The following is a 25,660-nucleotide window of genomic DNA, read 5'->3' as shown; positions in this document are numbered from 1 at the left end:
GTACTCAACTCACTTGGCAACCGCCATGTTGGCGCCCGGCGCGTCCGGCTCCGGCGTCATGAACTGCGACAGGTCGATGTTCTCGCCCACCGCCAGGTCTTCGCGCGAAGCGAACTTGGGCTTCACCAGCCAGACCAGCAGCGGCAGCACCACCAGCGACAACACCATGTTGATCAGCATCACCGCGACCAGCAGGATGCCCATGTCCGACATGAACTTGAGATCGGACAGGAAGTACCAGGGCAGGATGCCCAGCAGCATGATGGTGGCGGTGAACATGATCGCCTTGCCAGTGGTGGTGAGCGCCGCGGTGATGGCCTCGCCCCAGTCGTGATCACGCGCGGTGAACTCCTCGCAGATGCGCGAGAGCAGGTAGATGCCGTAGTCGATGCCCACGCCCACGCCCATCACCGCCACGATCACCGCGTTGATGTCCAGGCCCACGCCCAGCCACTTCATGGTGGCCAGCAGCAGGAAGTTGGAGAGGTTCACCGGAATCAGCAGCAGCAATGCGGCGACCACGGAGCGATAGGCCATGGCCGAGATGATGGCGATGGCCACGTTGACCAGGCCCAGAATCAGCCAGTGATAACGTTCCACCACCACGTTCATGGCCTGCTGCAGGGCGATGAAGCCGGTGGCCAGGCGCACGCGGAACTGCGGATGATCCACGCCCACCGCTTCCACCGCATGGCGCGCGCTGGCCAGGGCGGCGTCCACGGTCTCCTGCTTGTTGTCCTTGTACCAGAGCGAAATCGTGGAACTCTGGAACTCGAAGTCGGAGATGTGGCCGAAATTCACCGGGTTGGTGCCGAACACCACGGCGGTGCCCGCCGCGCGCACCGCCGGCACGGTAGGATCCAGCGGCAGCCACTTCGGATTGCCGCCGGAGAACAGGCGGTTGCCTTCCATCATGTAATCGTTGAACGACAGCGTGGCGCGCGGCGGCATCTTGGTGTCGGCCTCGACCATGGCCTGGATCTGCGCCGCCACCGCCGCGGCTTCCGGCGTGCGCGCAACGCGGTTCTCGCGATCACGCTCCTTGGCTTCGAGCACGATCTCCAGGGTGTTCATGCCCGGGAAGTGCGCGTTGATGGAACGCACCGCGGTGTTGAAGTCGGAGTCGTAGCGCAGCAGATTGCTGCCTTCCACCGGGTTGCCGATCTTGATCTGGAAGGTTTCGTAGATGGAGATCGCGCCCACGATCACCACCACCACCGTGGTCAGGCGCGCGGCCGGACCATAGGTGAGGCTGGCGATGCGGCGCAGCAGTCGCTTCTGGAACAGATGGATGCCGGATTCCTTCTCGGCGCCGCCGGAGATTTCCTCGACGTTGTTCGGCACCGGCAGATAGGAAAGCAGGATCGACGCCAGGAACACGCCGGTGGGAATGATCCACAAGGCCCAGGCGCCGCAGAACAGCGCATGGTTGTACATGGTCTTGATCGGCGCGATGGCGATGAAGATGATGCCGAACACGTCGGTGAAGATGCCCAGGATCGAGGGCACCATCATCACGCCCATGGTCACTTCCGCGGCCTTGCGCTTGTCCTTGAGATGCGAGAGCACCTCGTAGTAGCGCTCGGTGTACTGGATGCAATGCGAGAAGGTGCGCGCCACCAGCAGCAGCGGCACGATCATCAGCAGCGGCTCGATGGGCCGCGCCAGCCAGCCGATGAAGCCGAAACCCCACAGCGCCGCCACGCCGGCGCAGACGATGGGCATCACCACGCCGGCGATGTTGCGCATGTACAGCACCAGCGCCAGGGTCAGCAGGCCCAGGGTCACGCCGAAGATCTTGTAGGTCTGTTTCTGCAGCTTGTACACCCAGCCGGTGAGTATCGGCTGGCCGGCGACGTAGACCTCGTGGTGTTCGTCGCGCGCCTTGGCGGCGAGGTCCTGCACGAACTCGAAGGCCTTGCCGTAGTCCACCGAGTCCAGGAAGGTGGCGTTGATCAGCGTTGCGGTCTCGTCGCGCGAGACATAGAAGGTGCGCGCATTGGGCGACTGCTCGATGCGGCGGCGGAAGTCCTGCACTTCCTCATCGGTCTTCGGCACGTGATCGTCCATCAGCGGACGCATGTCGATGCCAAAGGGCGTGGATTCGGCGTAGCGCAGCTTCTCCGTGGAGATGGAGATCAGCTGGTCATGATCGATGCCGGGGGCCAGGTCGATGTCGCGCGTGAACTTCCAGACCTTGGCCAGGGTTTCGGAATTGTAGATGTCACCGTCCTTGCGCTTGATCATCACCGACACGGTGAGCGGATTGCCGAAGTTCGGATGGTCGTAATAGACCTGCACGAACTCGTCGTCCATCGGCAGCAGATCCTTGAAAACGGTTCTGATCTCCACCCGCGGAATGCCGGCGACGAAGGCCGCCGTCACCAGCAGGAAGAGGATCGATACCAGCCCGCGATGGGCCATGATCCAGCGAGCCAGACGAAAACGCAGTGAGTCCATCTTCCCCTCTCATTCTTTTGTGATCCGCTATCGGCCAGTGCCGACGGCCTGCATCATGAATGTCCGTCTGCGTCGCAACCCAGCCTTTGGTTAGGGCCTGTTAACGCTATGGCGGTCGCTGCGACCGCCATAGCGTTAACAGGCCCTAACGGGGTTGGGCGCACCAGGATGGTTCATGACCTCCTCAGTACCGTGATGCTGACTATCGAAACTTAAGGGCGGCCGCGACCCAACCTTTGGTATTGCGCCCCCATCCGCGCCGGCGCCGAGCATCACCCTCATCGCTTTGATCATTCGCAACAGGAGAGATCGCTCATGAGCACCAGCTTGCGTGCGCAGGTGGCCGTGGTCCGTCAGGCGGGCGGACCTTTCCATGTGGAGCAGGCCGATGTTGCAGCGCCGCGTGGCGACGAGGTGCGCGTGCGCATGGTGGCCACCGGCATGTGCCATACCGATCTGGTGGCGCGTGACGGCTTTCCGGTGCCGCTGCCCATCGTGCTGGGGCACGAGGGTGCGGGCGTGGTGGAGTCGGTCGGGCCGCAGGTCAAGCGCGTCAGGCCCGGCGATCATGTGGTGCTGTCCTTCAATTCCTGCGGCAGCTGTCCCAGCTGTGCGCAGCAGGCGCCGGCGCACTGTTACCAGTTCATGCCGCTGAACTTCGGCGGCCTGCGCGCACCGGACAACAGCAGCCCGATGACGCAGGAAGGCAGGATCCTGCACGGTTATTTCTTCGGTCAGTCTTCATTCGCCAGCTATGCGGTGGCGCGCGAGATCAACACGGTGGTGGTGGATCGCGACTTGCCGCTGGAGCTGCTGGGCCCGCTGGGCTGCGGTCTGCAGACCGGCGCGGGCGCCGTGATGAATTCCATTGCGCTGCGCGCCGGCCAGTCGCTTGCAGTGTTTGGCGCGGGCGCGGTCGGCCTGGCGGGCGTGATGGCGGCCAAGGCACTGGGCGCGAGCCAGATCGTGGTGGTGGAACCCAATGCCGGCCGCCGCGAACTGGCGCAGCGTCTGGGCGCGACGCTCACGATCGATCCCAAGGCCAGTGCCGACGTGCTCGCCGAGCTGCGCGAACGCAGCGGCGGCGGCGTGAATCACGCGTTTGACACCACGGGTATTCCGGGGGTGATTGCGGTGGCGGTGGAGACGATGCTGCCGGGCGGGGTGCTGGGTCTGGTGGGCGTCTCGCCGATGGATGCGATGCTGCCGGCCAACATCATGAGCCTGATCTCGCGCGGCGTGACCATCAAGGCGATTCTCGAAGGCGATGCCGATCCGCAGACCTTCATTCCGCAGCTGCTCAAGCTCTATCGCGAAGGACGCTTCCCCTTCGATCAACTGATTGGCAAGTTCGCTTTTTCGCAGATCAACGAAGCGGCGAAGGCGTCGGAAGACGGCTCGGTGATCAAGCCGGTGCTGGTGTTCTGAACATCATAAGCTGGCGTTCTGAACGTCATACACCGTAGGGCGGCTTAGGCGCGTGAGCGCCGTAACCCGCCGGGCGTTGCTGTTGTTTGTTTTGTTTGGCTCCTGATCTATTGCCTTCTTCCACCGCCCTTCGGCGGTGGAGTCACTTCTCTTTGCTTGTGCAAAGAGAAGTAACCAAGAGAAAGCACACCCCGGCTCCGGCGCCGGCTTCGCCGGTGCCTTCGCTGTGCAACGTGCTCGGGGCCGTTGCAGACACGCCATCCTGGCGTGGCTGCAACTGAGCCGCCCTTCCTGGGCGGCTCTCCCCTGCGCGCGCCGCACAGCTCAGCGCCAGAGACGGGGACCCCAAAGTCAAAAGCAACAGCCTAGCAACGCTCATCGCTCGAAGCTGCTGTTGCCGTGTCTTTTGACCTACCCCCCTTTGCCTCGCACCGAGCAGCGCAGCGAGCGCAGTGGGAGAGCCGGACACGAAGTCCGGCTCAGTTGCAGCCGCGCCATGGATGGCGCGTCTGCAACGGCCCCGAGCACGCGAGCAGCGCAGGCTGCCGGCGCCGCGACAGCGGCGACGGATGCGAGGCGTAGGGCGTGCTTTCTCTTGGGTACTTCTCTTTGCACGAGCAAAGAGAAGTACCTCGGGCGCCGACAGGCGCACGAAACCAAGGCGCAATTGAGCGGCACGCCAAGCAGCAACAGCAAACCCCGGCGGGTTACGGGTGCACGGGCGCCGGGCCGACCGACGGGGGGCTCGGCAGCAGGGCCTCAGCGCGCAGGCTTGCGCAGCAACACCACTTCACCGCTGCCCACACCTCGCGGATCCGCCGCCGCCTCCAGCTGATCCTTGGCCACGGTCCAGCTCACCACCTGCAGATTGCCGTAAGGCGCCTTCACCTGCGTCAGCACATGACCCAGGGCCTTGAGCCCGGCCTGCTGTTCCTCGGATAGCGCACCGAGTTCGTACTGGACCTGATCCGGCAGGTATTGATGATGAATGCGCCCTTCGGCCACGATGCTCGGCGCGCTGTCGCCGCGTATCCAGGCGGCGATCCCCAGGGCCACCATGGTGGGAATGCGACTGCCGCCCGGTGTGCCGATGATCAGCAGGCCGCGCGGACCTTCGACGAAACTCGGCACCATGGAAGACAAGGGCCGCTTGCCCGGCGCGATGGCATTGGCCTCGGAACCGATCAGACCATAGGCATTGCTGGCCGTGGTGCTGGCGGCGAAATCGTCCATCTCGTCATTGAGCAGCACACCGGTGCCAGCCGCCATCACGCCCGAACCGAAGGGCAGATTCACCGACAGCGTGCCGGCGACGCGATTGCCCTGCGCATCCAGCACCGAGAAGTGCGTGGTGTTGTGCCCCTCGCCGCCCAAGGGCACCGGCTTCAGCGCCGCACTGGGCGTGGCGTGCTGCGGATCGATGCCAGATGCCAGCTCGCGGGCATGCGTGCGCGAGATCAGCTCCGGCGTGGGCACGCGCACGAAATCCGGATCGCCCAGATACGAGGCGCGGTCGTGATAGGCACGGCGCAGACTCTCGATCCACAAATGCCTGGAACGCACCGAGCCATCATCCTGCCAGCCGAGAATTTCCAGCTGCTGGAACAGCTGCGCCAGCGTCACACCGCCGGCCGAAGGCGGCGGCAGCGTGGTGATGCGATAGCCGCGATAGTCGAAACGCAGCGCCTCACGTTCGATCACCTGGTAGGCATGCAGCTCCTGCGCCGTCCAGTTGCCGCCCTGGCTGTTGACGGTCTTGAGCAGGGCCTCGGCCACCGGCCCCTGATAGAAACCATCGCGGCCTTTCTGCGCGAGCAGCTGCAGGGTGTTGGCCAGATCGCTCTGCTTGAGCAAGGCACCGGATGCCAGCGGCTTGCCATCGGCAAACAGCACCGTCTTGGCGGTGTCGGACAGATGCGGCGCCATCTCGCTGATCGCCCGCGCCAGCTTGGGATCGATGGCGAAGCCGTCACGCGCATAGGCGATGGCGGGCGCCAGACTCGCCGCCAGCGGTTTGGCGCCGTAGCGCCGCGCGATGTGTTCCAGCGCCGCCGGTTCGCCGGGAATGCCCGCCGCCAGCACGCCCCAGCGCGAACGATCGGCCTGCGCCTGACCCTTGTCGTCCTGATACATGGTGGCGCTGGCCGAACGCGGCGCCACCTCGCGGCCGTCGATGAAGATGTCGGCATCGTCACGGGCGCGATGCAGCAACCAGAAGCCGCCGCCGCCCAGACCCGAGCCGGTGGGCTCCACCACCGCCAGCGCAGCGCTGGCCGCCACTGCGGCGTCGAAGGCATTGCCGCCTTCCGCCAGCACTTTCATGCAGGCCTGCGTGGCCAGCGGCTGCGCGGTGGCACAGGCATAGCCCGGCGGCGTGGCGGGTGTGGCCGCCTGGCCCAGCAGGGGCAGACACAGCAAGAGGAAGCCGAAGCGGGTTTTCATCGCACACTCCAGTGTTTCACGCATTCGCAAGCTCAAGGCTTGAGCCCGCGTCAGCGGAAAGGGATTCGGCTCAAAGCCGGATCAGACGCCGGTATTTGTCCAGCAGCTGCGCGGGCGTCTCTTCATGCTCGGGGTCCAGCGGGATGCAGGACACCGGACAGATCAGCTGGCACTGCGGCTTGTCGAAATGCCCGACGCACTCGGTGCACAGATCCGGATCGATCTCGTAGATCTCCACGCCCTGGCTGATGGCGTGGTTTGGACACACCGGCTCGCAGACGTCGCAGTTGATGCACTCATGGGTGATCTTCAAGGCCACAGCCGCACCTGCTCACTTGCGCCCGAAGCGTTCCTTGAGCACCGGGATCACCGGCTCCGGCACCAGCTTCTCCACCGGTGCGCCGAGATTGGCCAGCTCGCGCACCAGCGAGGAGGACAGATGCGCGTACTCGGGCGAGGGATTCATGATCACGGTGTCGAGCTTCGGATACAGATCGCGGTTCATCACCGCCATCTGCTTTTCGTAATCGAAGTCGAAGGTGGTGCGCACGCCACGCACCAGCACGGTCACGCCATGCTCGCGGGCAAAGTCCACCACCAGACCGGAGAAGCCCTGCACTTCCACATTCTTGTGCTTGCGCACCACCTTGCGGATCAGGCTCACGCGCTCTTCGAGCGTGAACTTCGGATTCTTAGCCACGTTGTGGCCCACGGCCACGATCAGGCGCGGGAACATCTTGGCGGCGCGCTGGATGATGTCGTAGTGCCCGAAGGTGATCGGGTCGAAGGTGCCGCTATAGGCCGCGATGACGCTCATGTCGGATGTCCTGGACGAAGCCCGACGCGCCTCGCGCGTGGTCTTCATCAGCTCTTGCCGGGGTGCTGGTAGGTGGCGAGCGCGAAGCATACCTGACCGGCCTGCTTCTCACGCACCAGGCTGTAGCCCGCCGGCAGCTCCGGCTGCTTGCCCTCCGGCCATTCCAGATAGACATGGCTGCCCTGCGGCTTGAGCGCGCGCGGCAGCTCGGCCAGGGCGCGTTCGAGCAGACCCTTGCCGTAGGGCGGATCGAGAAACACCAGATCGTAGCGATGCCAGGTCTGGTCCAGGTAATAGATCGCATCCAGCTCCACCACCTCGGCGTGCTGCGCATGCAGCAGCAGCAGCGCATTGCGGATGGCATTGGCCTGGCGATGGCCCTCCTCCACGAAGCAGCAGCTGCCGGCACCGCGCGACAAGGCCTCGATGCCCAGCGCACCGCTGCCGGCGAACAGGTCCAGACAGCGCGCACCCTCGATGCGCGGCGCCAGCCAGTCGAACAGGGTCTGGCGCACGCGATCCGGTGTGGGCCGCACGCCGCTGGCCGGATCGAATTCGACCAGCCGCGAGCGCCACTGCCCGCCGATCACCCTGAGTTTTCCTTCGCCGCGACTGGCCATCAGTGCGCTCCCTGGCAGACTCTCAAGCAACATTCCCGGTCTTGATGTCCGCCCACTGTATTCAGGCGCGCGCGCACGTCAACCTCGGCCGCGCCATGCGCATGGCGCGGCCGGCGTTGCCGCCTCAGTCCGGCATGGCCCGTCCGCCGCGCGGCTGCTCGCGGATCGGGCGCACCGGCCGCACTTCCACGCAGCCCACCTGCGCGGGTGGAATCTTCGCGGCGAGCTGGATCGCTTCGTTCAGATCGCGCGCTTCGATCAGATAGAAGCCGGCGAGCGCCTCCCTGGTTTCCGCGAAGGGACCGTCGGTGAGCGACAGCCGGCCGTTGCGCACGCGCACGGTGGTGGCGGTCGCGGTGGACTCCAGCGCCTCGGACGACAGGCAGTGGCCGCTGTCGCGCAGCGCGGCATCGCAGGCCAGGCACTCGTGATCGTCCATCGCCGCGATCTTGCCTTCCTCGCCGTACACCAGGCACAGGTATTTCACTGCTTCTGCTCCTGCTGCGCGCGCGTGAAGGCTTCCAGGTCCATGTAGCCCAGCTCCCAGATGTGGCCGTCCAGATCCTTGAAGCCGTGCCCGTACATGAAGCCGTGATCCTCCGGCTCTTTGTAGGTGCTGCCGCCGGCGGCGATGGCCTTGGCCACCAGCTCGTCCACCTGCGCGCGGCTGGGCAGCATCAGGCACACCAGCACCTCGGTGACTTGCCGTGCATCGCTGATGGCATGCGGCGTGAACCGCGAGAAGTGTTCGTGACTGAGCAGCATCGCGCAGCTGTTCTCGCTGAGAATCACGCACACCGCCAGCTCATTGCTGAACTGCGGATTGAAGGCAAAGCCCAGCTGCGTGAAGAAGTCCCTGGTCTTCTGCACGTCCTTGACGGGCAGATTGATGTAGACGCCGCTGGCGCTGAGTGTCGGGTTCATGGGTTCTCCTCAATGTTGGGCGTAGGCGCGCTTGAGCGCTTCGATATCCAGTTTCTTCATCGGCATGAAAGCCGCCATCACGCGCTTGACCCGCGCCGGATCGGGGTCCTTCATCATCGGCGGCAGCATGCTGGGCGTGATCTGCCAGGACAAGCCGTAGCGGTCCTTGAGCCAGCCGCATTGCTGCGCCGCCGGATCGCCGCCTTCACCCAGGCGCTGCCAGTAATAATCCAGCTCTTCCTGGGTCTCGCAGAACACCTGCAGGGACGCCGCTTCATTGAACTTGAACAGCGGCCCGCCGTTGAGCGCGGTGAACGGCCGCCCCCGCAGCTCGAATTCCACGGTCAGCACCGTGCCGGCCGGCATGCCGTGCGTTTCCTGGCCGGTATCCGGATAGTGGCTGATGCCGGTGATCCTGGCCTGGTCGAAGATGGAAACATAATGACGGGCCGCCGCCTCCGCTTCACGATTGAACCAGAGGCAGGGCGTGATGGGCAGTTTCATGACTGAACTCCTGTGGGTTCGGCGGCGCTCAGCGTTTCGGTTCCGGCGGCGGCATTTTCCGCATCGCCTCGGCCATCTGCTCCGGCGTCAGATCGCGCACATGGGTGGCCAGCGACCAGCGATGCCCGAAGGGATCTTCCAGCTGTCCGTAACGGTCGCCCCAGAACATCTCGCTGACCGGCATCAGCAATCTGGCGCCGGCCGCCACTGCCTGCGCAGCCTGCGCATCGGCGTCTTCCACGTACAGATGGATGGTGACCGGCGAGCCTTTGAGCGCCTTCGGCCCCACGCTGCCGAACTCGGGGAACTCATCCACCAGCATCAGCACCGAATCACCGATGCGCACCGAGGCGTGCATCAGCTTGCCCTCCGGCCCGGGCAGGCGCATCAGCTCCACTGCGCCAAAGGCCTTCTTGTAGAACTCGATGGCCTGCGCCGCGCCGGCGCAGACCAGATGCGGGGTGATGCTGTGCATGCCTTCGGGAATCTTCTTCACTTGTGCCATGAGCTTTCTCCTGTGATGTGTGTGCAGAACACTCAGCTGGACTGACTGGGCAGGTCCAGGGCCAGAAAACGTGCCAGCGCCTCGCTGGGTTCCAGATCCTCGCTTTCAAACAGCTGGCGTACCTCGATCTCGCCCTCGCCGCCGTCGATGGCGGGATTGGGAAAGCGCCGCGTCCAGGCCATGGCCTCTTCGCGCGAGTGGGTGCGGATCAGGGTATAGCCGGCGATCAGCTCCTTGGTTTCAGCAAAGGGGCCATCGACAAAGCTGCGCTGCTCGCCCTGATAGCGGATGCGCCAGCCCAGGGCGCTGCGCTGCAGGCCCGAGGCGTCGAGCAGGATGCCCGCCTGCGCGAGTTCTTCGTGGAATTTGCCCATGGTCTCGAACATTTCCGGCTTGGGCATCACCCCGGCCTCGGAATCTGCCGTGGCTTTGACGATGATCATGAATCGCATCTTGCAATCTCCAGGTCTGTGCCGATGTCCGCCGCGACGATTTTCTGCGGCGCTCATGACAGAGTCGGACGGGACTGCGGCGGATCGACAGCCTGCGAAAACTTTTTTTGCGGCTCAGCCCGCTTCGAGCTCGGCCAGCCGGCGGCGCAGGAACCGCTGCTCGGGTTCCTGGCGGCTCAGCGCCAGGGCACGCTGGTAGGCGCCGTGCGCCTCGGCCGTGCGGCCCAGGCGCCGGCACAGATCGGCGCGTGCGGCGTGGGCCAGGTGGTAGTCGTCCAGCTCGCCCTGCGCCAGCAGGGCATCGAGCGCATCGAGCCCGGCCTGCGCGCCATCGCGCATGGCCAGGGCCACCGCGTGGTTGAGCGCGACGATGGGCGAGGGCTGCGCGCGCAGCAGCAGTTCGTACAGGCCGACGATCTCGGCCCAGTCGGTCTGCGCATAGTCCGGCGCCTGCGCATGCACGGCGGCGATGGCGGCCTGAATCAGATACGGCCCCGGCGGGCGCAGGCGCGCCAGCGCCAGCAGCGCGCGCCGCACCAGCTGCGCACCTTGCGCAATCTGCGTCTGGTCCCAGGCGCTGCGATCCTGATGTTCCAGCAGCACCAGCTCACCGTCCGGCGTGCTGCGCGTGGCGCGCCGCGCGTCGTGCAGCAGCATCAAGGCCAGAAGGCCCATGGCCTCCGGTTCCGGCAGCAGCTGCACCAGCAGACGCGCGAGCCGGACCGCCTCGTCGCACAGCTCATGACGGGTGAGCGCCGCACCGGCGCTGGCGGCATAGCCTTCGTTGAAAACCAGATAAATGGCGCGCAGCACCGAATCCAGGCGCTCGGCCAGTTCGCCGGGTGCCGGCACCTCATAAGGAATGCGCGCGTCGCGGATCTTGGCCTTGGCGCGCACGATGCGCTGCGCCAGCGTCGTCGCCGGCGTGAGAAAGGCGCGCGCGATTTCCTCGGTGCTCAGGCCGCAAACCTCGCGCAAGGTCAGCGCCACCTGCGCATCGAAGCCCAGGGCCGGATGGCAGCAGGTGAAAATCAGGCGCAGGCGATCATCTTCCAGGCCTTCGTGATCCGCCTCGATCTCGCGCTCGGCCGCGCGGTCATGCACATCCAGATCCAGGGGTTCGAAGCGCGATTCGCGGCGCAGCCCGTCGATGCCCTTGAAGCGGCCGGCGGCAATCAGCCAGGCGCGGGGATGATCCGGCAGGCCGGCTTGCGGCCACTGCTCCAGCGCGGCACGAAAGGCTTCATGCAGGGCTTCCTCCGCGCGGTCGAAATCACCGAACTGGCGGATCAGCGTGGCGAGCACCGCGCGGGAATGTTCGCGGTAGGCGGCATCAACCGCCGCGCGGGCCTGCGCCGGGCTCATGCACGAGCCCTGGCATCGCGGCGAGACTTAAACCTGCGTGCCACCGATGGTGATGGCATCGAGCTTGAGCGTGGGCTGGCCCACACCCACCGGCACGCTCTGGCCGTCCTTGCCGCAGACACCGACGCCGGTGTCGAGCTTGAGATCATTGCCCAGCATCGACACCCGCGACAGCGCCTGCGGGCCGTTGCCGATCAGGGTCGCGCCCTTCACCGGCCGCGTCACGCGACCGTTCTCGATCAGATAGGCCTCGGAAGCCGAGAACACGAAATTGCCCGAGGTGATGTCCACCTGGCCGCCGCCGAAATTCACCGCGTACAGGCCGCGCTCGACGCTGGCGATGATTTCCTGCGGATCGCTCTGGCCGGCGAGCATGTAGGTATTGGTCATGCGCGGCATGGGCAGCTGCGCATAGGATTCGCGCCGGCCGTTGCCGGTGGGCGCCATGTTCATCAGGCGCGCATTGAGCTTGTCCTGGATGTAGCCGCGCAGCACGCCGTTTTCGATCAGCGTGGTGCACTGCGTGGGCGTGCCCTCGTCGTCCACGCTCAGCGAGCCGCGACGATTGGCCAGGGTGCCGTCATCCACAATCGTGCATAGCTCCGACACCACCTTCTCGCCGATGCGTCCGGAGAAGGCCGAGGTGCCCTTGCGGTTGAAATCGCCTTCCAGGCCATGGCCCACCGCCTCGTGCAGCAGCACGCCGGGCCAGCCCGGCCCCAGCACCACCGGCAGCTGCCCGGCCGGCGCCGGCACCGCTTCCAGCAGGGTCTGCGCGATGCGCACCGCCTCGCGCGCATAACGCTCCGGCGTGTCATCGGCGAAAGCCTGCTCATAAGTCAGGCGCCCGCCGCCGCCGGCATGCGCCTGCTCGCGGCGACCCTGATGTTCGATGATCACCGACACATCCATGCGCACCAGCGGCCGCACATCGCTGGCGAAGGTGCCGTCGCTGCTGGCGATCAGCACGGTTTCGTAGCTCGCCGCCAGCGAGCACATCACCTGAATCACGCGCGCATCCGCCGCGCGCGCCGCGGCATCGGCGCGCTGCAAGAGCTTGAGCTTCAGATCCGTGGGCCAGGCCGCGATGGGATCCACCGCCGCATACAGCGGCGTGACCGCGCGCGGCGCAAAGGCCTGCACGCTGCCGGTCTGTCCGGCGCGGACGATGGCATTGGCGGTCTGCGCGGCGTCGGCCAGCGCGGCGAAGGCGATGTCGTCGGAATACGCCAGGCCCTGCTTGTCGCCTGACACCGCGCGCACCCCCACGCCGCGCTCGACATGGTGCGCGCCGGACTTCACCACGCTGTCCTCCAGCGACCAGGTCTCGGTGATCGCATGCTGGAAGTAGAGATCGGCGGCATCCACGCCGGGCTTCATCAGCCGCCCCAGCACCTCGGCGATACGGCGCTCGTCGAGTTCGGCGGGGTCGAGGAAGGTCTGGCGGGCGAGGGAAAGGGTGTTGGTCATGGTGCTGCCATGGTAGCGGATTGCTGGGGATTCGCTAGCACCCTCGCGAGCGCATCAGCGGTGTTCGGCATCAGGCCAAAGAATGTTGCCCCTCGCGATGTGGGTCACCGGAAACCGGTCAAGGCCCGAGGATCGCAAGTCTTCAACAAATCGAGCCGCAACCGTGGCATGCAAGTGGTGCTCCTTAGCTACCTTGACCGCAGCAATGGCACTCTGCCAACTGCCGCAACCAGCGCCGACTGCTTACGCAGACCGGATTTCTCGAGCGCACGCTTGAGCTGGGTCTGAACGGTGCTGACCAAAACGCCGCGTTCTCTCGCAATCTGCGGTAAGGTTTTGCCCTCGGCCAGACCCAGTGCGACATCGGTCTCACCAGCGGAGAAACGGAACATTTTTCCAAGAATCGCACGCAGGCCGTCAACGCCAGCGCTGGGGTCTTGGACCAAGATCAAAACCGACGCCTTATGCCCCAAATGGGGATAACGAAATGGCGCGATAGCGAGCTGTAGCGGCGCGCCTGAGGCCCGATTTACGACCAGCCCCTCCTCATGGGACTCTGCGTCTGGGCTGTATGCCACCTGTCTCACGACCATATGCAAATGCTGGGTTATGCAGCGGACGCTGGCACTGATCCGCCGACCCGCCCCATAAGAAAGACCATCGCCCTGTCGCAGAAGCGCAAGCACCGCTTCGTTGGCGAACAGCACTCGGCATTCTGAATCCACAAGCAGGACACCCATCACAAAGCGATCAAACAGGGCTTCTGCCGTTTTGGCACGTCGCTCTGCTCGGGCTAGTCGCGACCGAACCTCAAAAAAATGGCGTAATTCCGGCGCGACACTCTGCAAAATCGCCTCATCCACAGGACCAAAGGCGCCTTGCCTTTTGTTCCGCTGGACACCTATGACACCTGTACCCGTTTTGGCAGGCAGAACGATGCCCACGCAATGACGGGACTCCAGCCCGTGAGGCCTCGCAAATTCATTGCAAATACGGGTTCGCTCAAACTCGGCAAGAGAGAGGTACCGATCAATGCTGACAGCTCGATTGACGGCACGTTCCAATCCGATCTTCGTCCACGGATCTTCATTAGCGAATTCGGTCATGTAGATCGGCAGGTGCTCTGGACCGAAAGCGTTATAGGTGAAATTCTCGATGACACCATCCTTCGGTTGATGTAGCACGATGCAACTCATCCCGCCGACTAGCGTCGCAATTTGCCGGGGAAGTTCGTTGAGCGCGTCATCATTCAGCGCTGCTTCTCTCAGACACTCAGTCAGCGCTTCCCGGCGTCCTTTTTTCATAACCGCCCCCGACTTTTCAGCCAATTTCACGCCCCCTACGCACCAACATCAACTTATCAGCTCACGTGGCATTTGTCCCTTGAAATGGGGACGACTTATGCGCTTTATGAGAGCTACTTTGTCGTTGGGAGAAAGCAAAAGGGGAAGCAGTGGGGGATAGGCCGGAAGCAAGCGGCGTCGAACTACGTCGACGTTGGACGTTTGCCAACGCTGTCTTCGAAGAAGACCGGCATTTGCTCAGCGTTGGCGGGGAAGCCGTCAGGCTTGAGCCCAAGCCCCTGGAACTGCTCAAACACCTGCTGAGCAATGCCGGCAAGGTACAGACCAAGGACGAGTTGTTCGAAGCCGTCTGGCCGGGACGGGTACTCACCGAGAATGTGCTCACCAAGGCCATCGCCCGCCTGCGCCAGGTGCTGGGCGACCACGATCAGACGGTCATCAGCACCGAGTACAAGTACGGTTACCGGCTTGCGGCACCGGTGCAGGTGGAATGGATCTCTCCTGCACCTGAATCACCGTTTCCCGCTCTGAGTGCCGGCGACCGTCCGCCGCAAAGACCCTGGTGGAAACTGGAACGACGCCTGGGTATTGGCGGACAGGGCGATGTCTGGCTGGGCGTCCATGAAAAGACCGGTGAGCGCCGCGTCTTCAAGTTCGCCTTGCGACCCGATGCCCTCAAGGCGCTGAAACGGGAAATCACCCTGCACCGCCTGCTGCGCGAGTCCCTGAGCGAGCTGGCGCCGATACCGCGCCTGATCGACTGGAATCTCGAAGAAGCACCCTACTTCGTCGAATCGGAATGGATAGAACCGGGCAGCGTCCTGGACTGGCTGGACGGACGCGAACTCGGCGCGATTGACCTGAAGCAGCGCCTCGAACTGATCGCCGCCATCGCGGAAGCACTGGCCAGCCTGCATCAGGTCGGCGTGCTGCACAAAGACCTGAAGCCCGCCAACGTGCTGATGAAGATCCAGCCCGACGGCGGCTACCGAATCTTGCTCTGCGATCTGGGCAGCGGTGATGTTCTGGCGCCCGAAGTGCTGCAGAAGCTGCAGATCACCATGGCCGGCCTGAGCCTGGACCTGCAGCGCGATCCAGGCTTTGCCACTCCGCTCTATCTGGCACCGGAGATACTGTCCGGGCAGGCACCGACCATCAAGTCGGATATCTACGCGCTGGGGGTGATGCTGTATCAATTCGTCGTGGGTGACTTGAACAAACCCTGGTTGCCAGGCTGGGAACGCGAGGTTCACGACGAGTTGCTGCGCGAGGACATTGCTCATTTCGCCGATGGCCACCCCGAACGCCGGGCGGGGGATGCGGCGGTGATCGCGCAAGCCTTGCGAACGCTTCCGGCGCGGCATCAGCAACGAGAGGCCGATGCTCAAGCCAAGGCTGAAGCCCAAGCTGCAGCCTTGGCACTGACGCGCCTGAGAGCCCGCCGCAATACACTGGGTGTTTTGATGCTGATCCTTAGCATCGGCATCGTGCTCAGTGGCTGGCTGTACTGGCGGGCAGAGCAGCAACGGCGTCGCGCCGACACCGCCGCTGAGCAAGCCAAAGCCGTCAGCGACTATTTGAGCAAGGATCTCTTCGCACCAATCAACGACCGTCAGGAACCGGTCATGTACATGTCGGTGGAGCAGTTTCTGCGCATGGCGGCGGAAAACATCGACCGGCGGCTGAAGGCCGAACCGGCTATCGCTGCAGACGTACATTCGGCGCTCGGCACTTCCTTCATCCAGCTGCACCTGGCAGATGATGCGGCGCGGCATCTGCGAACTGCGCTGCAGATATCGGAGCAGCTCGACGGTCTGGGCGCCAACACCACCCTCCGGCGGCGTGACGAATTGATCACCATGGAATGGGTGCTGGGACAACTCAGAAGCACGATCAATCAGCACGATTCGGCTTTTCGCCTCGGCGTTGCGCGTCTGGGCGCACAGGACCCCGATGTGCGCCGCGTGCAGTTCGCTTTGGCGGCCGCTCATTACTGGCTTGGCGAATGGCCACTGGCCGAACAGCAACTCAAGCAAAGCCTGATGACGGAATCCGGACAAGAGCCGCTTGACCCTGAGCGGCTCGGCAGCATCGAACTGGAGCTGGGACGCTGCCAACAGGATCTCGACCAGTTGGGCGACGCCGAACGCACGCTCACAGCTGCCATCGGCCATTTTTCGGCGGCGCATGGGGACAGCCATATCGACGCTGCCAGGGCGCGCGTCAGCCTGGGGCTGGTCCTTCTCGGCACGGGCCGGTTGCCCGAGGCGCGGCAGGTTCTGAACCGAGCCCTGCACGATAGCCTGCTCTGGAGCAGCGAAAAGACCTGGCATGTACTCAACGCGCGCGCCGCCCTGGCGCAGCTGCAAGCGGAGAGTGGCGACCCAGGCGCAGCGCTACCCACACTGCTTTCAGTCGTAGCTCAAAACGACGACGCCACCCTGGATCAAAGCGGTCCGATTCGCATCGCACTGAGTTATGTCCTGCTCAGGCTGGGCCAGCCCATGGCAGCCACGCAGACACTGCAGCTCGGCATTCATCATGCGCAGCGCGACTTCGGGCAGGACAGCCTGCAGGCGCGGCTGCTCAATACCCAGCTTCTGATGAGCTTGGTTCTGGCTGGAGACAAGCCTGCCGCCACTGAGCTTCTGCGCAAGGGGCTGCAGCTGGACGAGCTTCCCGCTCAGCATCTCATGCGACTCCAGCTGACGGCGCTCAAATCCGCGCTTTCTGCTGCCCGGGGCGATGCCGAAATCGCAGCGGATGCAGTCACGGCCTATCGGCAGCGCTTTGGCGCGAAGCACTGGCGTACCCAGCTGCTGGAAGCCGGGGTGGCAAAAGCGCAGTCGCGATCTGGACCCTGAGCGCCCATGGAAATCTCTTTCGCGCTGACCTCCCGCTGCAATGCTCGCTGCGTGCACTGCGCCAGCAGCTGCGGGCCGCACCGTGATACCTGGCTGGAGGTTCAGGAGGTCAAACGCCTGATCACAGAAGCCGCTGCGCTCAGCACCGGCGACGCGCTGCGCGTCGATTTCACCGGCGGCGAAGTGTTTCTCGATTTTGATCGTCTGCTCGATCTGGTGCGATTTGCCAGTCAGCTCGGCGCCGAAGTGGGATGCGTGAGCAATGCCTACTGGGCCACGTCCGACGCCTCGGCCAGCGACAAGCTCCGCCGCCTGGAGCAGGCCGGCCTGAGCACGCTGGCGATCAGCACCAGCCGATTTCACCAGGCCTTCGTGCCGCTCTCCAGAGTGGAGCGCGCCGTCCGCCTCGCACGCGCCACCGGTCTGCTCACCGAGCTGAAGGTTATCTTCACCCAGGATGAGGCGGGCACGCAGGGCGCGGCCCTGCAGTGGAGCAAGGCCATACCGGCGGCCGTGCATATTCATTCTCCGATATTGCCTTACCTCAGTACCGGGCAAACGCTGCCTGAAGCTTCCTACCCTCGTATGCCGGGACTGCCGCGCGAGGTGTGCCCCGGCCAGAGCCTGGCCATCAGCGAAAACGGCATGGCCTACAGCTGTGCCACCCCCGGCGCCGACCACGATTTTCTGTCGCTGGGCGACAGCCGCGCCATTGCGCTGGCCGAGCTGCAGCATCGGCTGCAGCAGGGCGCCAAGCAGCGACTGCTACGCGAGCATGGGCCTGCCTACTTCGCTGGCGCCGCGATCCTTGCGGGTGATGGTCAGCATCTGCGCGAGGCATATGCCAATGCCTGCGATCTGTGCCTGCACATCGCGCATACGGACGTTCTGGCACAGGCGGCGGCGTCCTTGTGCGAGGCCCTGCACCGCGCCCGGCACGGCCCGACCCAGTCTCTTGTCCCCATGTTAGGCAAGACCGGCGCACCCGATCTTGCCGACTGTTCAGGCTGTCCATCCCAACCAGGAGACTTATGAGCATCGAGATCATTGCGGTTGAAACAAACGAGAATCAAATCATTGAGCTCATCGCAAAGGTGATCGACAATGCCTGCCTGCGCCAAGCGCTGGTCGATGACGCAAAGGGTACGGCCAGGAAAGTACTTGGAAATCCTTTCCTCAAGCTGCAATCAGAGCACAAGCGTGGCCTCAAGAGTTTAGGTGGTGGCTATTTTGTTTGGGCGGATGAACAGCTCAACCTCCAACAGCCGCCCACGCCTGAGCAACTTGCACAGGCGATGCTCGCCCCGGAACGCCTCTCGGAGAACACAGTTAGTCAAGGCGGTACAAATATTGAAATCAAAGCTCCGCTCACCAAAACGGTCACGAGCAAAGCCGCTTTCCTCGCAAATCTGCGGAAAATTCTTGCGGCCAACTCCGTAACAGTCATCGACTGAATGGCACAAGGCCATTACCGTGTCACGGCGATCAGCAGCGCCAAGCTTGCCAACAGTGTCTCACTCATGAGGCGTCCGCCCGCCGAGTGCCAGCCTAGGGACCTCTGCAGCTGATTCGTCTTCATTGCCGGGCGCCGGAAGGTTCAGGTTGCAGCGGGAACATCCGCAGCCATCCCAAGAACTTCCGGCGTCTGCTTTTCAGACAAGCACTTAACCGCCGGCAGAAATCTTTCACAAGTCCGTCACCACCTCGTCAGGACTAATTTCCCGCCCGCTTTCATCGTGAACCCCGTCGCCGCGCAGCACACCGGCGATCAACCAACAGGGGATGATCATGAAAGCGCATTTTCGAGTGGCGGCCGGACTCTGGCTCGCGCAGGCCTTGCCCGGCACCTTGGCGCACGCGGCCGATGCGGCGCCGGTCGTTGAGGCCAAATGCAGCCAAGCCGCGCCCAAGCTGCCCGCCGCAAAAGCCGGCGGCAGCGTGCAAACCCTCCCGGAGGGTCTGGTGGCCGAGCTGGTCACCTATTTCAGCGTGGCGGGCACGTACATCAGTAAGGAAGCGGACGACGCCAAGACGCTGGCCTGCGTACGGGAGGTCAATGCCTTTCTTCTGGACCTGAACACCCGCAAAGACCTGCCGGACCTGCAAAGCCCGCCGGCACTGCGCCTGCTCTACCCCGCCATCAGCAGCCTGTCCAGCGCCTTGAGCGAGGACGCCAAGAAAAGAGCCGCCGCAACGAAGGGCAAGGACGCCTCCGACGACACCAAGCAGGCGGCGGCGGACAGCGCTGATGCCAAACGCCGGCTCGCGCTCATGGGGGAGGCTGCACGCGAGGCGCTCGACAATGGCGCCGGACATTACGCCTTCTACTTCGGCAGCAATCAGCAGCTGCTGGGCAATGGCGACTGGGTGAGCGGCTATGCCGCGATGTACCGATCCGAGAGCAGCCTGATCAATATTGGGGACTACGGCTTCTTCGGCTGGCTGCCCGAGCTGCGCACCTTCACTACCCTGGAATACTTCACGCGCAGCAGCAGCGCCGCGCAGACGGACAGCAGCAGTAGCGGTAGCGGTAGCGGCAGTAGCGGCGGCAACAGCGACGTCGTCAGTCCCTTCGACAAGAAAGGCGGCGTTGCCAATATCCAGGTCGGCGGAAACTTCATGCGCCCCTCCGACTTCTTTGGCCTCAGCTTCCGACTGGGATACGAAAGCCTGCCGGTGGATGGCAACAAAAGCATGATGGCGACGCTCAGGCCCAACTATTCCGCCGGGGTCGTATTCCGTCAGCCCTATCTCGATTCGTCCGTCGGTCAAATATTCATTGGCCTGGCGCGTGACAAGCGCTGGGCCAAGGAGGACATCGGTGCGGACGAGACCAGAAACCGCTATGAGCGCATCGTGCTCTCTGGCCTGCTGGAAATGGTGAAGTTCGGCAATGGCGCCTCCGTGGCCACGCGTTTCTACGCCAGCATGCCGGCGGCCGGCATGTCGCGCAGCGCACAGGCCACCGACTCCGAGCTTCGCCTCAGCATCCTGCTCGGCTACGACCTCAACGCACTGCGCTCGCTGGCGGTGTCGCCATGAGCCCAAGGCCGCTGATCAGCCTCTAGCTGCTTAGCACATCAAAAGATCCACCCACCCTCATTCACAGGCGGCGCCCGCGCGCCGCAGGAGTTCTCTGATGCTCGAAACCATCCTTGACCGCGCTTTGCAGCAACTGCATCGCGGGGAGACCACCAGCACCGTTCACCAGTTCTGCCGACAGCTGAGCGAGCTGCGTTTGCGCAGCGACGACCAATACTGGAACGAGGTGGCGCGGCCCTTCTGCGCGCGCCACGAGATCAACCAGATTTTGCTGCAAGACCCGCATACCGCACGCGCACGCGAGAAACCGCGCGGCTACGCCGGCGATGCGGTGATGCTGGACCATCACTACTTCCGCACACCGCCACCGGACATTTCTGATATCGGCCGCCGCATCTTTGAAGGTACCACTTCAACAGTCGGCGCCGAAGGCGTGCGCTGGCGGTTGCAGTATCTGGCGCAGGAGATTGATCGTCTCGCCGCCGGCGGACGAGAACCGCGCATCTTATCCCTGGCCTGTGGCCATCTGCGTGAAGCCGGCATGAGCGCAGCGCTGCGCGCGGGCCGCATCGCGAAGATTTACGCCGTTGATCAGGACGCCGAGAGCCTGGCTGTGGTGCGACAGGACTACGGCAGCCTCGCGGTCGAGATCATCCATCGGCCGATGCGCGACATCCTCAATCGTGCGCTGCCGCTGCCGGCGCTGGATCTCGCTTACGCCGCAGGCCTCTACGACTACCTGCCGGAACCGGTGGCGCAGACCTTGACCGCCTGTCTGTTCGACAGGCTCGCGCCCGGCGGCAAGCTGATCGTGCCGAACTTCCTGGCCGACAACATGGTGCGCGGCTACATGGAGTTGTTCATGGACTGGAACCTGATCGTGCGCAGCCCCGCGCAGATCGAGGCGCTGGACGCTGCCGTGGACGCGGCGCAGATCGCGCAGCGGCGTTATCACCAGGACCCGTTCGGCACCGTCGGCTATCTGGAACTGGTGAAGCGCGGATGAGCGCCTGGAACTATGCGCGCCTGCTGCGCCTGCTGCTGGATCACCGCCGGGCGGTGATCGGCAGCGGAGCAGTGCTGCTGCTCCTGGTCTGCGCGGCCCTGCCGTATCCGCGCATCTACATCGAGCTGGACACCATGCTGCCGGAGGAATCCGAAATCACCCAGACCATCCGCAGCGCGCAGCAACTGTTCGGCCCCAGCGACTACATCGTGATCGGCCTCAGCCGCGACCACGGGCCATTGCTGGATGAGAAGGGCGCCGCGCAGCTGGCCACGATCCACGCCCTGCTGCGCGCCCAGCCCGGTGCGCGCAGCCTGGATGTGATTTCGCTGCTCTCGGAACGCGCGCGTGTGGTGCAGACACAGGACGGCGACATGCAAATCAGCCGCATCCTGCGCAATGCCCAGGACTGGCGCGACGCCGAAGCGCGGGCGCGACAGAGCCGCCTGTACCACAGCCTGCTCAGCGAGGACGGTCGCGCCACGCTGATTCTGTTCCGGCTCAAGGAGCCGGCGCAGGGCAAGCGCGCCTACCTGACCGATCTGCAGCAACAGCTCGCCGCGATCACCGAACCGGGCTTCACCGTGGTGGTCGGCGGCCAGCCCAGCGTGTTTGCGCAGCTAGAACGCTATACGCAAAACATCTTTCTGGTGCTGCCGTTCACGCTGTTGCTGATCGGCCTGATTCATTACGAGGCCTTCCGCACCCTGCAGGGCATGATCTTTCCGCTGATCACGGCGGTGGCCTCGGCCGGCATCGCAACTGCCGTGATCACGCAGGCCGGCATGCGTCTGGACGGTTTCAACACCAGTGCGCCGATCATCATCGTCGCGCTCACCGCCGGCCACGCCGTGCAGATGCTCAAGCGCTTCAATGAAGAGCTGCACAAGCTGGCCGCTGAGATGCCGGCCGCGAATCCGGACTGGCAGGCGATCAACCGCCTCGCCATCGAACGCGCCTTCGTCGCTGTGGCACCGGTGATGGTGGCGGCCTCGACGGTGGCTGCCGCCAGCTTCGCTTCGCTGATGATCTTCAAGACGCCGGTGATCCGCAGCTTCGGGCTTTATGTGGCGCTGGGCATCGCCGCCGGCCTGTTGATCGAGCTGATCTTCATCCCGGCGCTGCGCCTGCTGCTGCCCTGCCGCCAGCTGCCCGCCGGTGAACAGCGCTACAGCCTCTGGGATCGCATCGTCGCGCTCCTGCAGCGCAGCAGCAGCGATGCGCGGCGCGGCCGCACCATCCTGATCTCGCTGTTGCTGCTCAGCGGCTGCGGCCTGCTGGCCGCGCAGGTGCGGGTGGATAATTCCGTGGCCGAATACTTCGCGCGCTTCACCACCATCCGCAAGGCCGAGCAGACGCTCAACGCGCGCTTCTCCGGTTCCAACGTGCTTTATCTTTTGTTTAAAGGCCAGGGCGCAGATTCGGTGACCACCGCGCAAACCGCCAATCTGCTGCGCCGCATCGAGGCCTGGCTGCAGACGCAAGCGCAGATCGGCGCCACGGCTTCTTATGTCGATGCCGCCGCCGAAGTCGCCTGTGGTTTCGAGCCCAGCGCCTGCCGCAGCGGTGCGCTGGACTGGAACACCGACGCGCTGCGCCAGTATCTGCTGCTCTACGAGAGCGGCGCCGGCAGTGAAGCCCTGGCCGATGTGCTGAGTCCGGAGCGCGATGCGGCGCTGATCCGTGTGCTGGCCCGCACCGACTCTTCGATCTATATCGAGCAGCTGTTCCACGGTCTGCACCAGCAGTTCGACGCCGAACTGCCGCCCGGCATCCGCATGCAGCTGGGCGGAACCGGCGCCACCACGCTGGCGCTGAATCGCAAATTCATCGAAGCCAAGCTCGCCAACATCCTGCAAGTGCTGGGCATCGCCAGCCTGGTCGCGGCACTGCTGTTCCGCAGCCTGCTCACCGGCCTGCTGATTGCCATACCGCTGCTCGCCGCCACCTTGTTTGCCTTCGCGGCAATGACCACGCTGGGCATTCCCTTGAATGTCGCCACGGTCTTCATCGCCGCCATATCGGTGGGCATCGGCGCGGACTACGCCATCTACTTCGGTGTGCGCCTGCGTGACTTCCTGGTGGAGTTCGAGGGCGATGTCGAACGCGCCACCACCGCCACCTACCGTACCGCCGGCAAGGCCGCATTGTTCGTGGCCAGCGCGGTGGCCGGTGGTTATCTGGGGCTGGTGCTGTCCGTGGGCTACAACGTGCATCTCTGGCTCGGAGTGATGGTGAGCCTGGCCATGCTCGCCAGCGTGATCGCCTCGCTGACGCTGTTTCCCGCCCTGCTGCTGAGTTTGCGGCCCAAAGCCATTTTTGGAGAACCCCGCTCATGATCCGTTTGCTGAGCCTGTCGTGCCTGCTGCTGGCCTTTGCCGGAAACTGTCAGGCCATCGAGAATGCGCCGGACGCGCTGCAGCTGATGCAGCGCAGTGCCGCCACCGTCAAACTGCGTGGTGCGCGCATGAACATGGTCTTCGAACTGCGCAACGCCAGCGGCAATCTGCGCAAGCGCGAAGTGGAAACCCTGATCCGCACCCAGTCCGACAGTGGCGAATCCAGCCGCCGTGCGCTCTATCTGCTGCCGGCGGAGGTGCGCGGCCTTGCCAGCCTGCTGATCGAGCATCAGGGCCGTGACGATGAGCTGTGGGTGTATCTGCCGGCAGCCAAGCGCCTGCGGCGCCTGCTGGCGGACGGCAAGCGCGACAGCTTCATGGGCACGGTGCTGAGCAATGCCGACGTACTGGGCCACAAGCCCGAGGACTGGCATCACAATATCGTCGGTGAAGACGAGTACGAGGGTCATAAGTGCTGGCGCGTGGTGTCGCTGCCACGTGGCGATGCGGTGATTCAGAACAGCGGCTACTCGCGTCGCGAAAGCTGGATCGATCAACAAACCGCGTTCAACTGGCGCATGGATACCTGGGATGAGCAAGGCCAGGCGCTCAAGCGCATCGAGAACCATCGCGTGCAGGCCATCAGCCAGCAGCCCGGCGCGTTTCAGGCTTATGAGGTCAGCGCGCAGCAGCTGCAGGATCAGGCCAGCAGCCGCATCCTGGTGCAGGACTTCGTGTTCCTGCCGCAGCTGAAAGCCGAAGCCTTCGCGCCCAATGCGCTGCAGCAGGATGAATAGGATCGCCGCAGCCTTGCTGCTGGTATTGCTGCAAATGGGCTCGGCAAGCGCTGCGGATTCGCCGGATGCCGAAGCTGCAGCGCCTGCCACCGGCGATGTCAGCGCCGAGGCTGTCGCCGCACAGCGGCCACGGCGCACCGAATTGCTCGGCACCCTCAGTTTCTCGGACTGGTCAGGGACACGCACGCTGGATGCCTCGCGTGTTGCAGCGGTGATGCAGCTCGATGGCAGACTTAAACTGCCGCTGCCGGGCGGGCTGACGCTGCGCGCCAGCAGCTATGGCGAGCGGGTGCAGGCCGACGACGAATCCGCCGCCACGCACAGCAAGGCGCTGGCGCGCGAGGCCTACCTCGACTATCGGCATGGCATGCTGCAGCTGGCCGCCGGCTGGCAGATCATCCGCTGGGGCCGTACCGAGGTGCTCAACCCCACCGACAATCTCGCGGCCCGCGACTACACGCGCCTGGTGGACAGCGACGATGCCCAAAAACTCGGGCTGCCGACCGCGAGCCTGCGATACAACTGGGGCCCGCACGCGCTGCAGGCACTCTGGCAGCCGCTGTTTCGCGCCAGCCGCATGCCCTTGCCGGTAGTGCCCGGGCTTCGCTATCAGGATGAGCGAGACGCGCATTCACTCGGTGCCGGCGGTCTGCGCCTGGATACCCGCGACGAGCGCGGCGGCTGGTCACTGTCTTATTTTCAAGGGCCGGCGAAGCGGCCCAATCTGCTGGTTTCGGCACCAGATCTGGCTACCGGACTGCTGCGCTTGAATCATCCCGACAGCGCGATCTTCGGCGGCGATTGGGAGTGGATCAAAGGCAGCTGGGCCTGGCGCGGCGAGGCCGCGTATACACGGCCGCGACAGCCGCGACGCGAAGATCTTTCGCAAGGCGAGGCGTTTCTCGATGCAGTGTTTGGCGTGGAGCACCATCTGGGCAGCAGCTCGGTATTCCTGCAAGCACAGTGGCGCCGCATCCTGGACTACCGCGATCCGGCGCTGAACCCGGCACCGCTGCGCAGCCTGGCCTATGCCCACGCCAGTCTCTCGGAAGCGCTGTACGCGCAGAGTCTGGGCATTGGCGGCGGGCTGTCCTACTACACGGCGGATCAGCGCAGCGCGCTGTCGCTGGATGCCGCCTGGCAGCCCGCGCATGGCGATCTGGTCGTCCGTCCACGCCTGCGCTACCAGCTCAACGATCAGCTCAGTCTGCTGCTGGGCGCTGACTATTTCGCCGGTCCGTCACTGGGTCCCTACGGCCGCCTGCAGCGCAACAGTGTGATCTTTGTGGGCCTGAGCAGCAGCGGCCTCTGGCAGCGCTAA

General features: G+C 64.4%; 22 protein-coding genes. 9 read left to right on the top strand and 13 right to left on the bottom strand.

All coding sequences use genetic code 11. From position 1 onward, the window contains the following. Positions 1–9: 9 nt before the first annotated feature. Positions 10–2,460 (bottom strand): efflux RND transporter permease subunit, encoded by a 2,451-nt coding sequence (locus tag BMY12_RS19075; RefSeq protein ID WP_093289529.1) that lies wholly within the window; start codon positions 2,458–2,460, stop codon positions 10–12. A 315-nt stretch (positions 2,461–2,775) separates the two neighbouring features. Here BMY12_RS19075 and BMY12_RS19070 point away from each other — a divergent pair, with 315 nt between their 5' ends. Next, on the top strand, positions 2,776–3,888 hold the full coding sequence (locus tag BMY12_RS19070; protein WP_093289527.1) for an NAD(P)-dependent alcohol dehydrogenase: 1,113 nt from the start codon (positions 2,776–2,778) through the stop codon (positions 3,886–3,888). Positions 3,889–4,647: 759 nt separating this feature from the next. Here the strand turns inward: BMY12_RS19070 and ggt are convergent. The 12 genes from ggt to BMY12_RS20090 form a co-directional block, all read right to left on the bottom strand. Further along, positions 4,648–6,330: a gamma-glutamyltransferase gene (gene ggt / locus BMY12_RS19065; protein WP_093289526.1), complete on the bottom strand. Its 1,683-nt coding sequence runs from the start codon at positions 6,328–6,330 to the stop codon at positions 4,648–4,650. A 70-nt stretch (positions 6,331–6,400) separates the two neighbouring features. After that, on the bottom strand, positions 6,401–6,649 hold the full coding sequence (locus BMY12_RS19060) for a YfhL family 4Fe-4S dicluster ferredoxin (RefSeq protein WP_093289524.1): 249 nt from the start codon (positions 6,647–6,649) through the stop codon (positions 6,401–6,403). 12 nt (positions 6,650–6,661) lie between these two features. Continuing rightward, complete coding sequence (gene coaD / locus BMY12_RS19055) at positions 6,662–7,147, bottom strand: pantetheine-phosphate adenylyltransferase (RefSeq protein ID WP_093289523.1); 486 nt, start codon at positions 7,145–7,147, stop codon at positions 6,662–6,664. 47 nt (positions 7,148–7,194) lie between these two features. After that, positions 7,195–7,767, bottom strand: coding sequence for a 16S rRNA (guanine(966)-N(2))-methyltransferase RsmD (gene rsmD, locus BMY12_RS19050; protein ID WP_093289521.1), 573 nt, complete (start codon positions 7,765–7,767; stop codon positions 7,195–7,197). A 124-nt stretch (positions 7,768–7,891) separates the two neighbouring features. Beyond that, on the bottom strand, positions 7,892–8,254 hold the full coding sequence (locus tag BMY12_RS19045) for a YciI family protein (RefSeq protein ID WP_093289520.1): 363 nt from the start codon (positions 8,252–8,254) through the stop codon (positions 7,892–7,894). Then, the gene (locus tag BMY12_RS19040) at positions 8,251–8,691 is read right to left on the bottom strand and encodes a VOC family protein (RefSeq protein WP_093289518.1); all 441 of its coding nucleotides are present in this window, start codon (positions 8,689–8,691) and stop codon (positions 8,251–8,253) included. The genes BMY12_RS19045 and BMY12_RS19040 overlap by 4 nt, the downstream gene beginning before the upstream one ends. A 9-nt stretch (positions 8,692–8,700) precedes the next feature. Next, positions 8,701–9,195: a VOC family protein gene (locus tag BMY12_RS19035; protein ID WP_093289517.1), complete on the bottom strand. Its 495-nt coding sequence runs from the start codon at positions 9,193–9,195 to the stop codon at positions 8,701–8,703. A gap of 28 nt (positions 9,196–9,223) precedes the next feature. Then, positions 9,224–9,700, bottom strand: a complete 477-nt coding sequence (locus BMY12_RS19030) for a VOC family protein (RefSeq protein WP_093289516.1) — start codon at positions 9,698–9,700, stop codon at positions 9,224–9,226. A gap of 32 nt (positions 9,701–9,732) precedes the next feature. Further along, the gene (locus BMY12_RS19025; protein ID WP_093289514.1) at positions 9,733–10,152 is read right to left on the bottom strand and encodes a YciI family protein; all 420 of its coding nucleotides are present in this window, start codon (positions 10,150–10,152) and stop codon (positions 9,733–9,735) included. A gap of 114 nt (positions 10,153–10,266) precedes the next feature. Further along, positions 10,267–11,517 carry an RNA polymerase sigma factor gene (locus BMY12_RS19020; RefSeq protein WP_093289513.1) on the bottom strand — a complete coding sequence of 417 codons (1,251 nt, stop codon included), beginning with the start codon at positions 11,515–11,517 and terminating at the stop codon, positions 10,267–10,269. A 27-nt stretch (positions 11,518–11,544) separates the two neighbouring features. Further along, on the bottom strand, positions 11,545–12,987 hold the full coding sequence (gene tldD, locus BMY12_RS19015; RefSeq protein ID WP_093289511.1) for a metalloprotease TldD: 1,443 nt from the start codon (positions 12,985–12,987) through the stop codon (positions 11,545–11,547). Positions 12,988–13,175: 188 nt separating this feature from the next. Next, positions 13,176–14,321, bottom strand: a complete 1,146-nt coding sequence (locus tag BMY12_RS20090; protein WP_143069017.1) for a helix-turn-helix transcriptional regulator — start codon at positions 14,319–14,321, stop codon at positions 13,176–13,178. Between the two features lie 203 nt (positions 14,322–14,524). Between BMY12_RS20090 and BMY12_RS19000 the strand changes: the two genes are divergently transcribed. The 8 genes from BMY12_RS19000 to BMY12_RS18965 all read left to right on the top strand — a co-directional run bounded on the left by BMY12_RS19000 (position 14,525) and on the right by BMY12_RS18965 (position 25,660). Further along, positions 14,525–17,155, top strand: a complete 2,631-nt coding sequence (locus BMY12_RS19000; RefSeq protein ID WP_177189084.1) for a protein kinase domain-containing protein — start codon at positions 14,525–14,527, stop codon at positions 17,153–17,155. Between the two features lie 6 nt (positions 17,156–17,161). Continuing rightward, entirely contained in the window at positions 17,162–18,190 is a 1,029-nt protein-coding gene (locus BMY12_RS18995; RefSeq protein ID WP_093289505.1) for a radical SAM protein, read from the top strand. Beyond that, a complete protein-coding gene (locus tag BMY12_RS18990; RefSeq protein ID WP_093289503.1) occupies positions 18,187–18,609 on the top strand; it encodes a hypothetical protein in 423 nt (140 codons plus the stop codon). Before BMY12_RS18995 ends, BMY12_RS18990 begins: the two co-directional genes overlap by 4 nt. Positions 18,610–18,943: 334 nt before the next feature. Continuing rightward, on the top strand, positions 18,944–20,197 hold the full coding sequence (locus BMY12_RS18985; RefSeq protein WP_143069016.1) for a hypothetical protein: 1,254 nt from the start codon (positions 18,944–18,946) through the stop codon (positions 20,195–20,197). 97 nt (positions 20,198–20,294) lie between these two features. Beyond that, positions 20,295–21,203, top strand: a complete 909-nt coding sequence (locus tag BMY12_RS18980) for a class I SAM-dependent methyltransferase (RefSeq protein ID WP_093289500.1) — start codon at positions 20,295–20,297, stop codon at positions 21,201–21,203. After that, the gene (locus tag BMY12_RS18975) at positions 21,200–23,542 is read left to right on the top strand and encodes an efflux RND transporter permease subunit (protein WP_093289499.1); all 2,343 of its coding nucleotides are present in this window, start codon (positions 21,200–21,202) and stop codon (positions 23,540–23,542) included. The genes BMY12_RS18980 and BMY12_RS18975 overlap by 4 nt, the downstream gene beginning before the upstream one ends. Further along, entirely contained in the window at positions 23,539–24,339 is an 801-nt protein-coding gene (locus tag BMY12_RS18970; RefSeq protein ID WP_093289497.1) for an outer membrane lipoprotein-sorting protein, read from the top strand. The genes BMY12_RS18975 and BMY12_RS18970 overlap by 4 nt, the downstream gene beginning before the upstream one ends. Continuing rightward, positions 24,332–25,660: a hypothetical protein gene (locus tag BMY12_RS18965; protein WP_143069015.1), complete on the top strand. Its 1,329-nt coding sequence runs from the start codon at positions 24,332–24,334 to the stop codon at positions 25,658–25,660. The genes BMY12_RS18970 and BMY12_RS18965 overlap by 8 nt, the downstream gene beginning before the upstream one ends.

The sequence above is a fragment of the Solimonas aquatica genome (genome assembly GCF_900111015.1).
Taxonomy (GTDB): Bacteria; Pseudomonadota; Gammaproteobacteria; order Nevskiales; family Nevskiaceae; genus Solimonas; species Solimonas aquatica.
This window is presented reverse-complemented; position numbering and strand designations above follow the sequence as displayed.

Excerpts from the sequence above, each read along its gene's own strand:
- BMY12_RS19075 (WP_093289529.1), bottom strand. The coding sequence starts at position 2,460 with ATGGACTCACTGCGTTTTCGTCTGGCTCGCTGGATCATGGCCCATCGC.
- BMY12_RS19070 (WP_093289527.1), top strand. The coding sequence starts at position 2,776 with ATGAGCACCAGCTTGCGTGCGCAGGTGGCCGTGGTCCGTCAGGCGGGC.
- ggt (WP_093289526.1), bottom strand. The coding sequence starts at position 6,330 with ATGAAAACCCGCTTCGGCTTCCTCTTGCTGTGTCTGCCCCTGCTGGGC.
- coaD (WP_093289523.1), bottom strand. The coding sequence starts at position 7,147 with ATGAGCGTCATCGCGGCCTATAGCGGCACCTTCGACCCGATCACCTTC.
- rsmD (WP_093289521.1), bottom strand. The coding sequence starts at position 7,767 with ATGGCCAGTCGCGGCGAAGGAAAACTCAGGGTGATCGGCGGGCAGTGG.
- BMY12_RS19040 (WP_093289518.1), bottom strand. The coding sequence starts at position 8,691 with ATGAACCCGACACTCAGCGCCAGCGGCGTCTACATCAATCTGCCCGTC.
- BMY12_RS19035 (WP_093289517.1), bottom strand. The coding sequence starts at position 9,195 with ATGAAACTGCCCATCACGCCCTGCCTCTGGTTCAATCGTGAAGCGGAG.
- BMY12_RS19030 (WP_093289516.1), bottom strand. The coding sequence starts at position 9,700 with ATGGCACAAGTGAAGAAGATTCCCGAAGGCATGCACAGCATCACCCCG.
- BMY12_RS19025 (WP_093289514.1), bottom strand. The coding sequence starts at position 10,152 with ATGCGATTCATGATCATCGTCAAAGCCACGGCAGATTCCGAGGCCGGG.
- BMY12_RS19020 (WP_093289513.1), bottom strand. The coding sequence starts at position 11,517 with ATGAGCCCGGCGCAGGCCCGCGCGGCGGTTGATGCCGCCTACCGCGAA.
- tldD (WP_093289511.1), bottom strand. The coding sequence starts at position 12,987 with ATGACCAACACCCTTTCCCTCGCCCGCCAGACCTTCCTCGACCCCGCC.
- BMY12_RS18995 (WP_093289505.1), top strand. The coding sequence starts at position 17,162 with ATGGAAATCTCTTTCGCGCTGACCTCCCGCTGCAATGCTCGCTGCGTG.
- BMY12_RS18990 (WP_093289503.1), top strand. The coding sequence starts at position 18,187 with ATGAGCATCGAGATCATTGCGGTTGAAACAAACGAGAATCAAATCATT.
- BMY12_RS18985 (WP_143069016.1), top strand. The coding sequence starts at position 18,944 with ATGAAAGCGCATTTTCGAGTGGCGGCCGGACTCTGGCTCGCGCAGGCC.
- BMY12_RS18980 (WP_093289500.1), top strand. The coding sequence starts at position 20,295 with ATGCTCGAAACCATCCTTGACCGCGCTTTGCAGCAACTGCATCGCGGG.
- BMY12_RS18975 (WP_093289499.1), top strand. The coding sequence starts at position 21,200 with ATGAGCGCCTGGAACTATGCGCGCCTGCTGCGCCTGCTGCTGGATCAC.
- BMY12_RS18970 (WP_093289497.1), top strand. The coding sequence starts at position 23,539 with ATGATCCGTTTGCTGAGCCTGTCGTGCCTGCTGCTGGCCTTTGCCGGA.
- BMY12_RS18965 (WP_143069015.1), top strand. The coding sequence starts at position 24,332 with ATGAATAGGATCGCCGCAGCCTTGCTGCTGGTATTGCTGCAAATGGGC.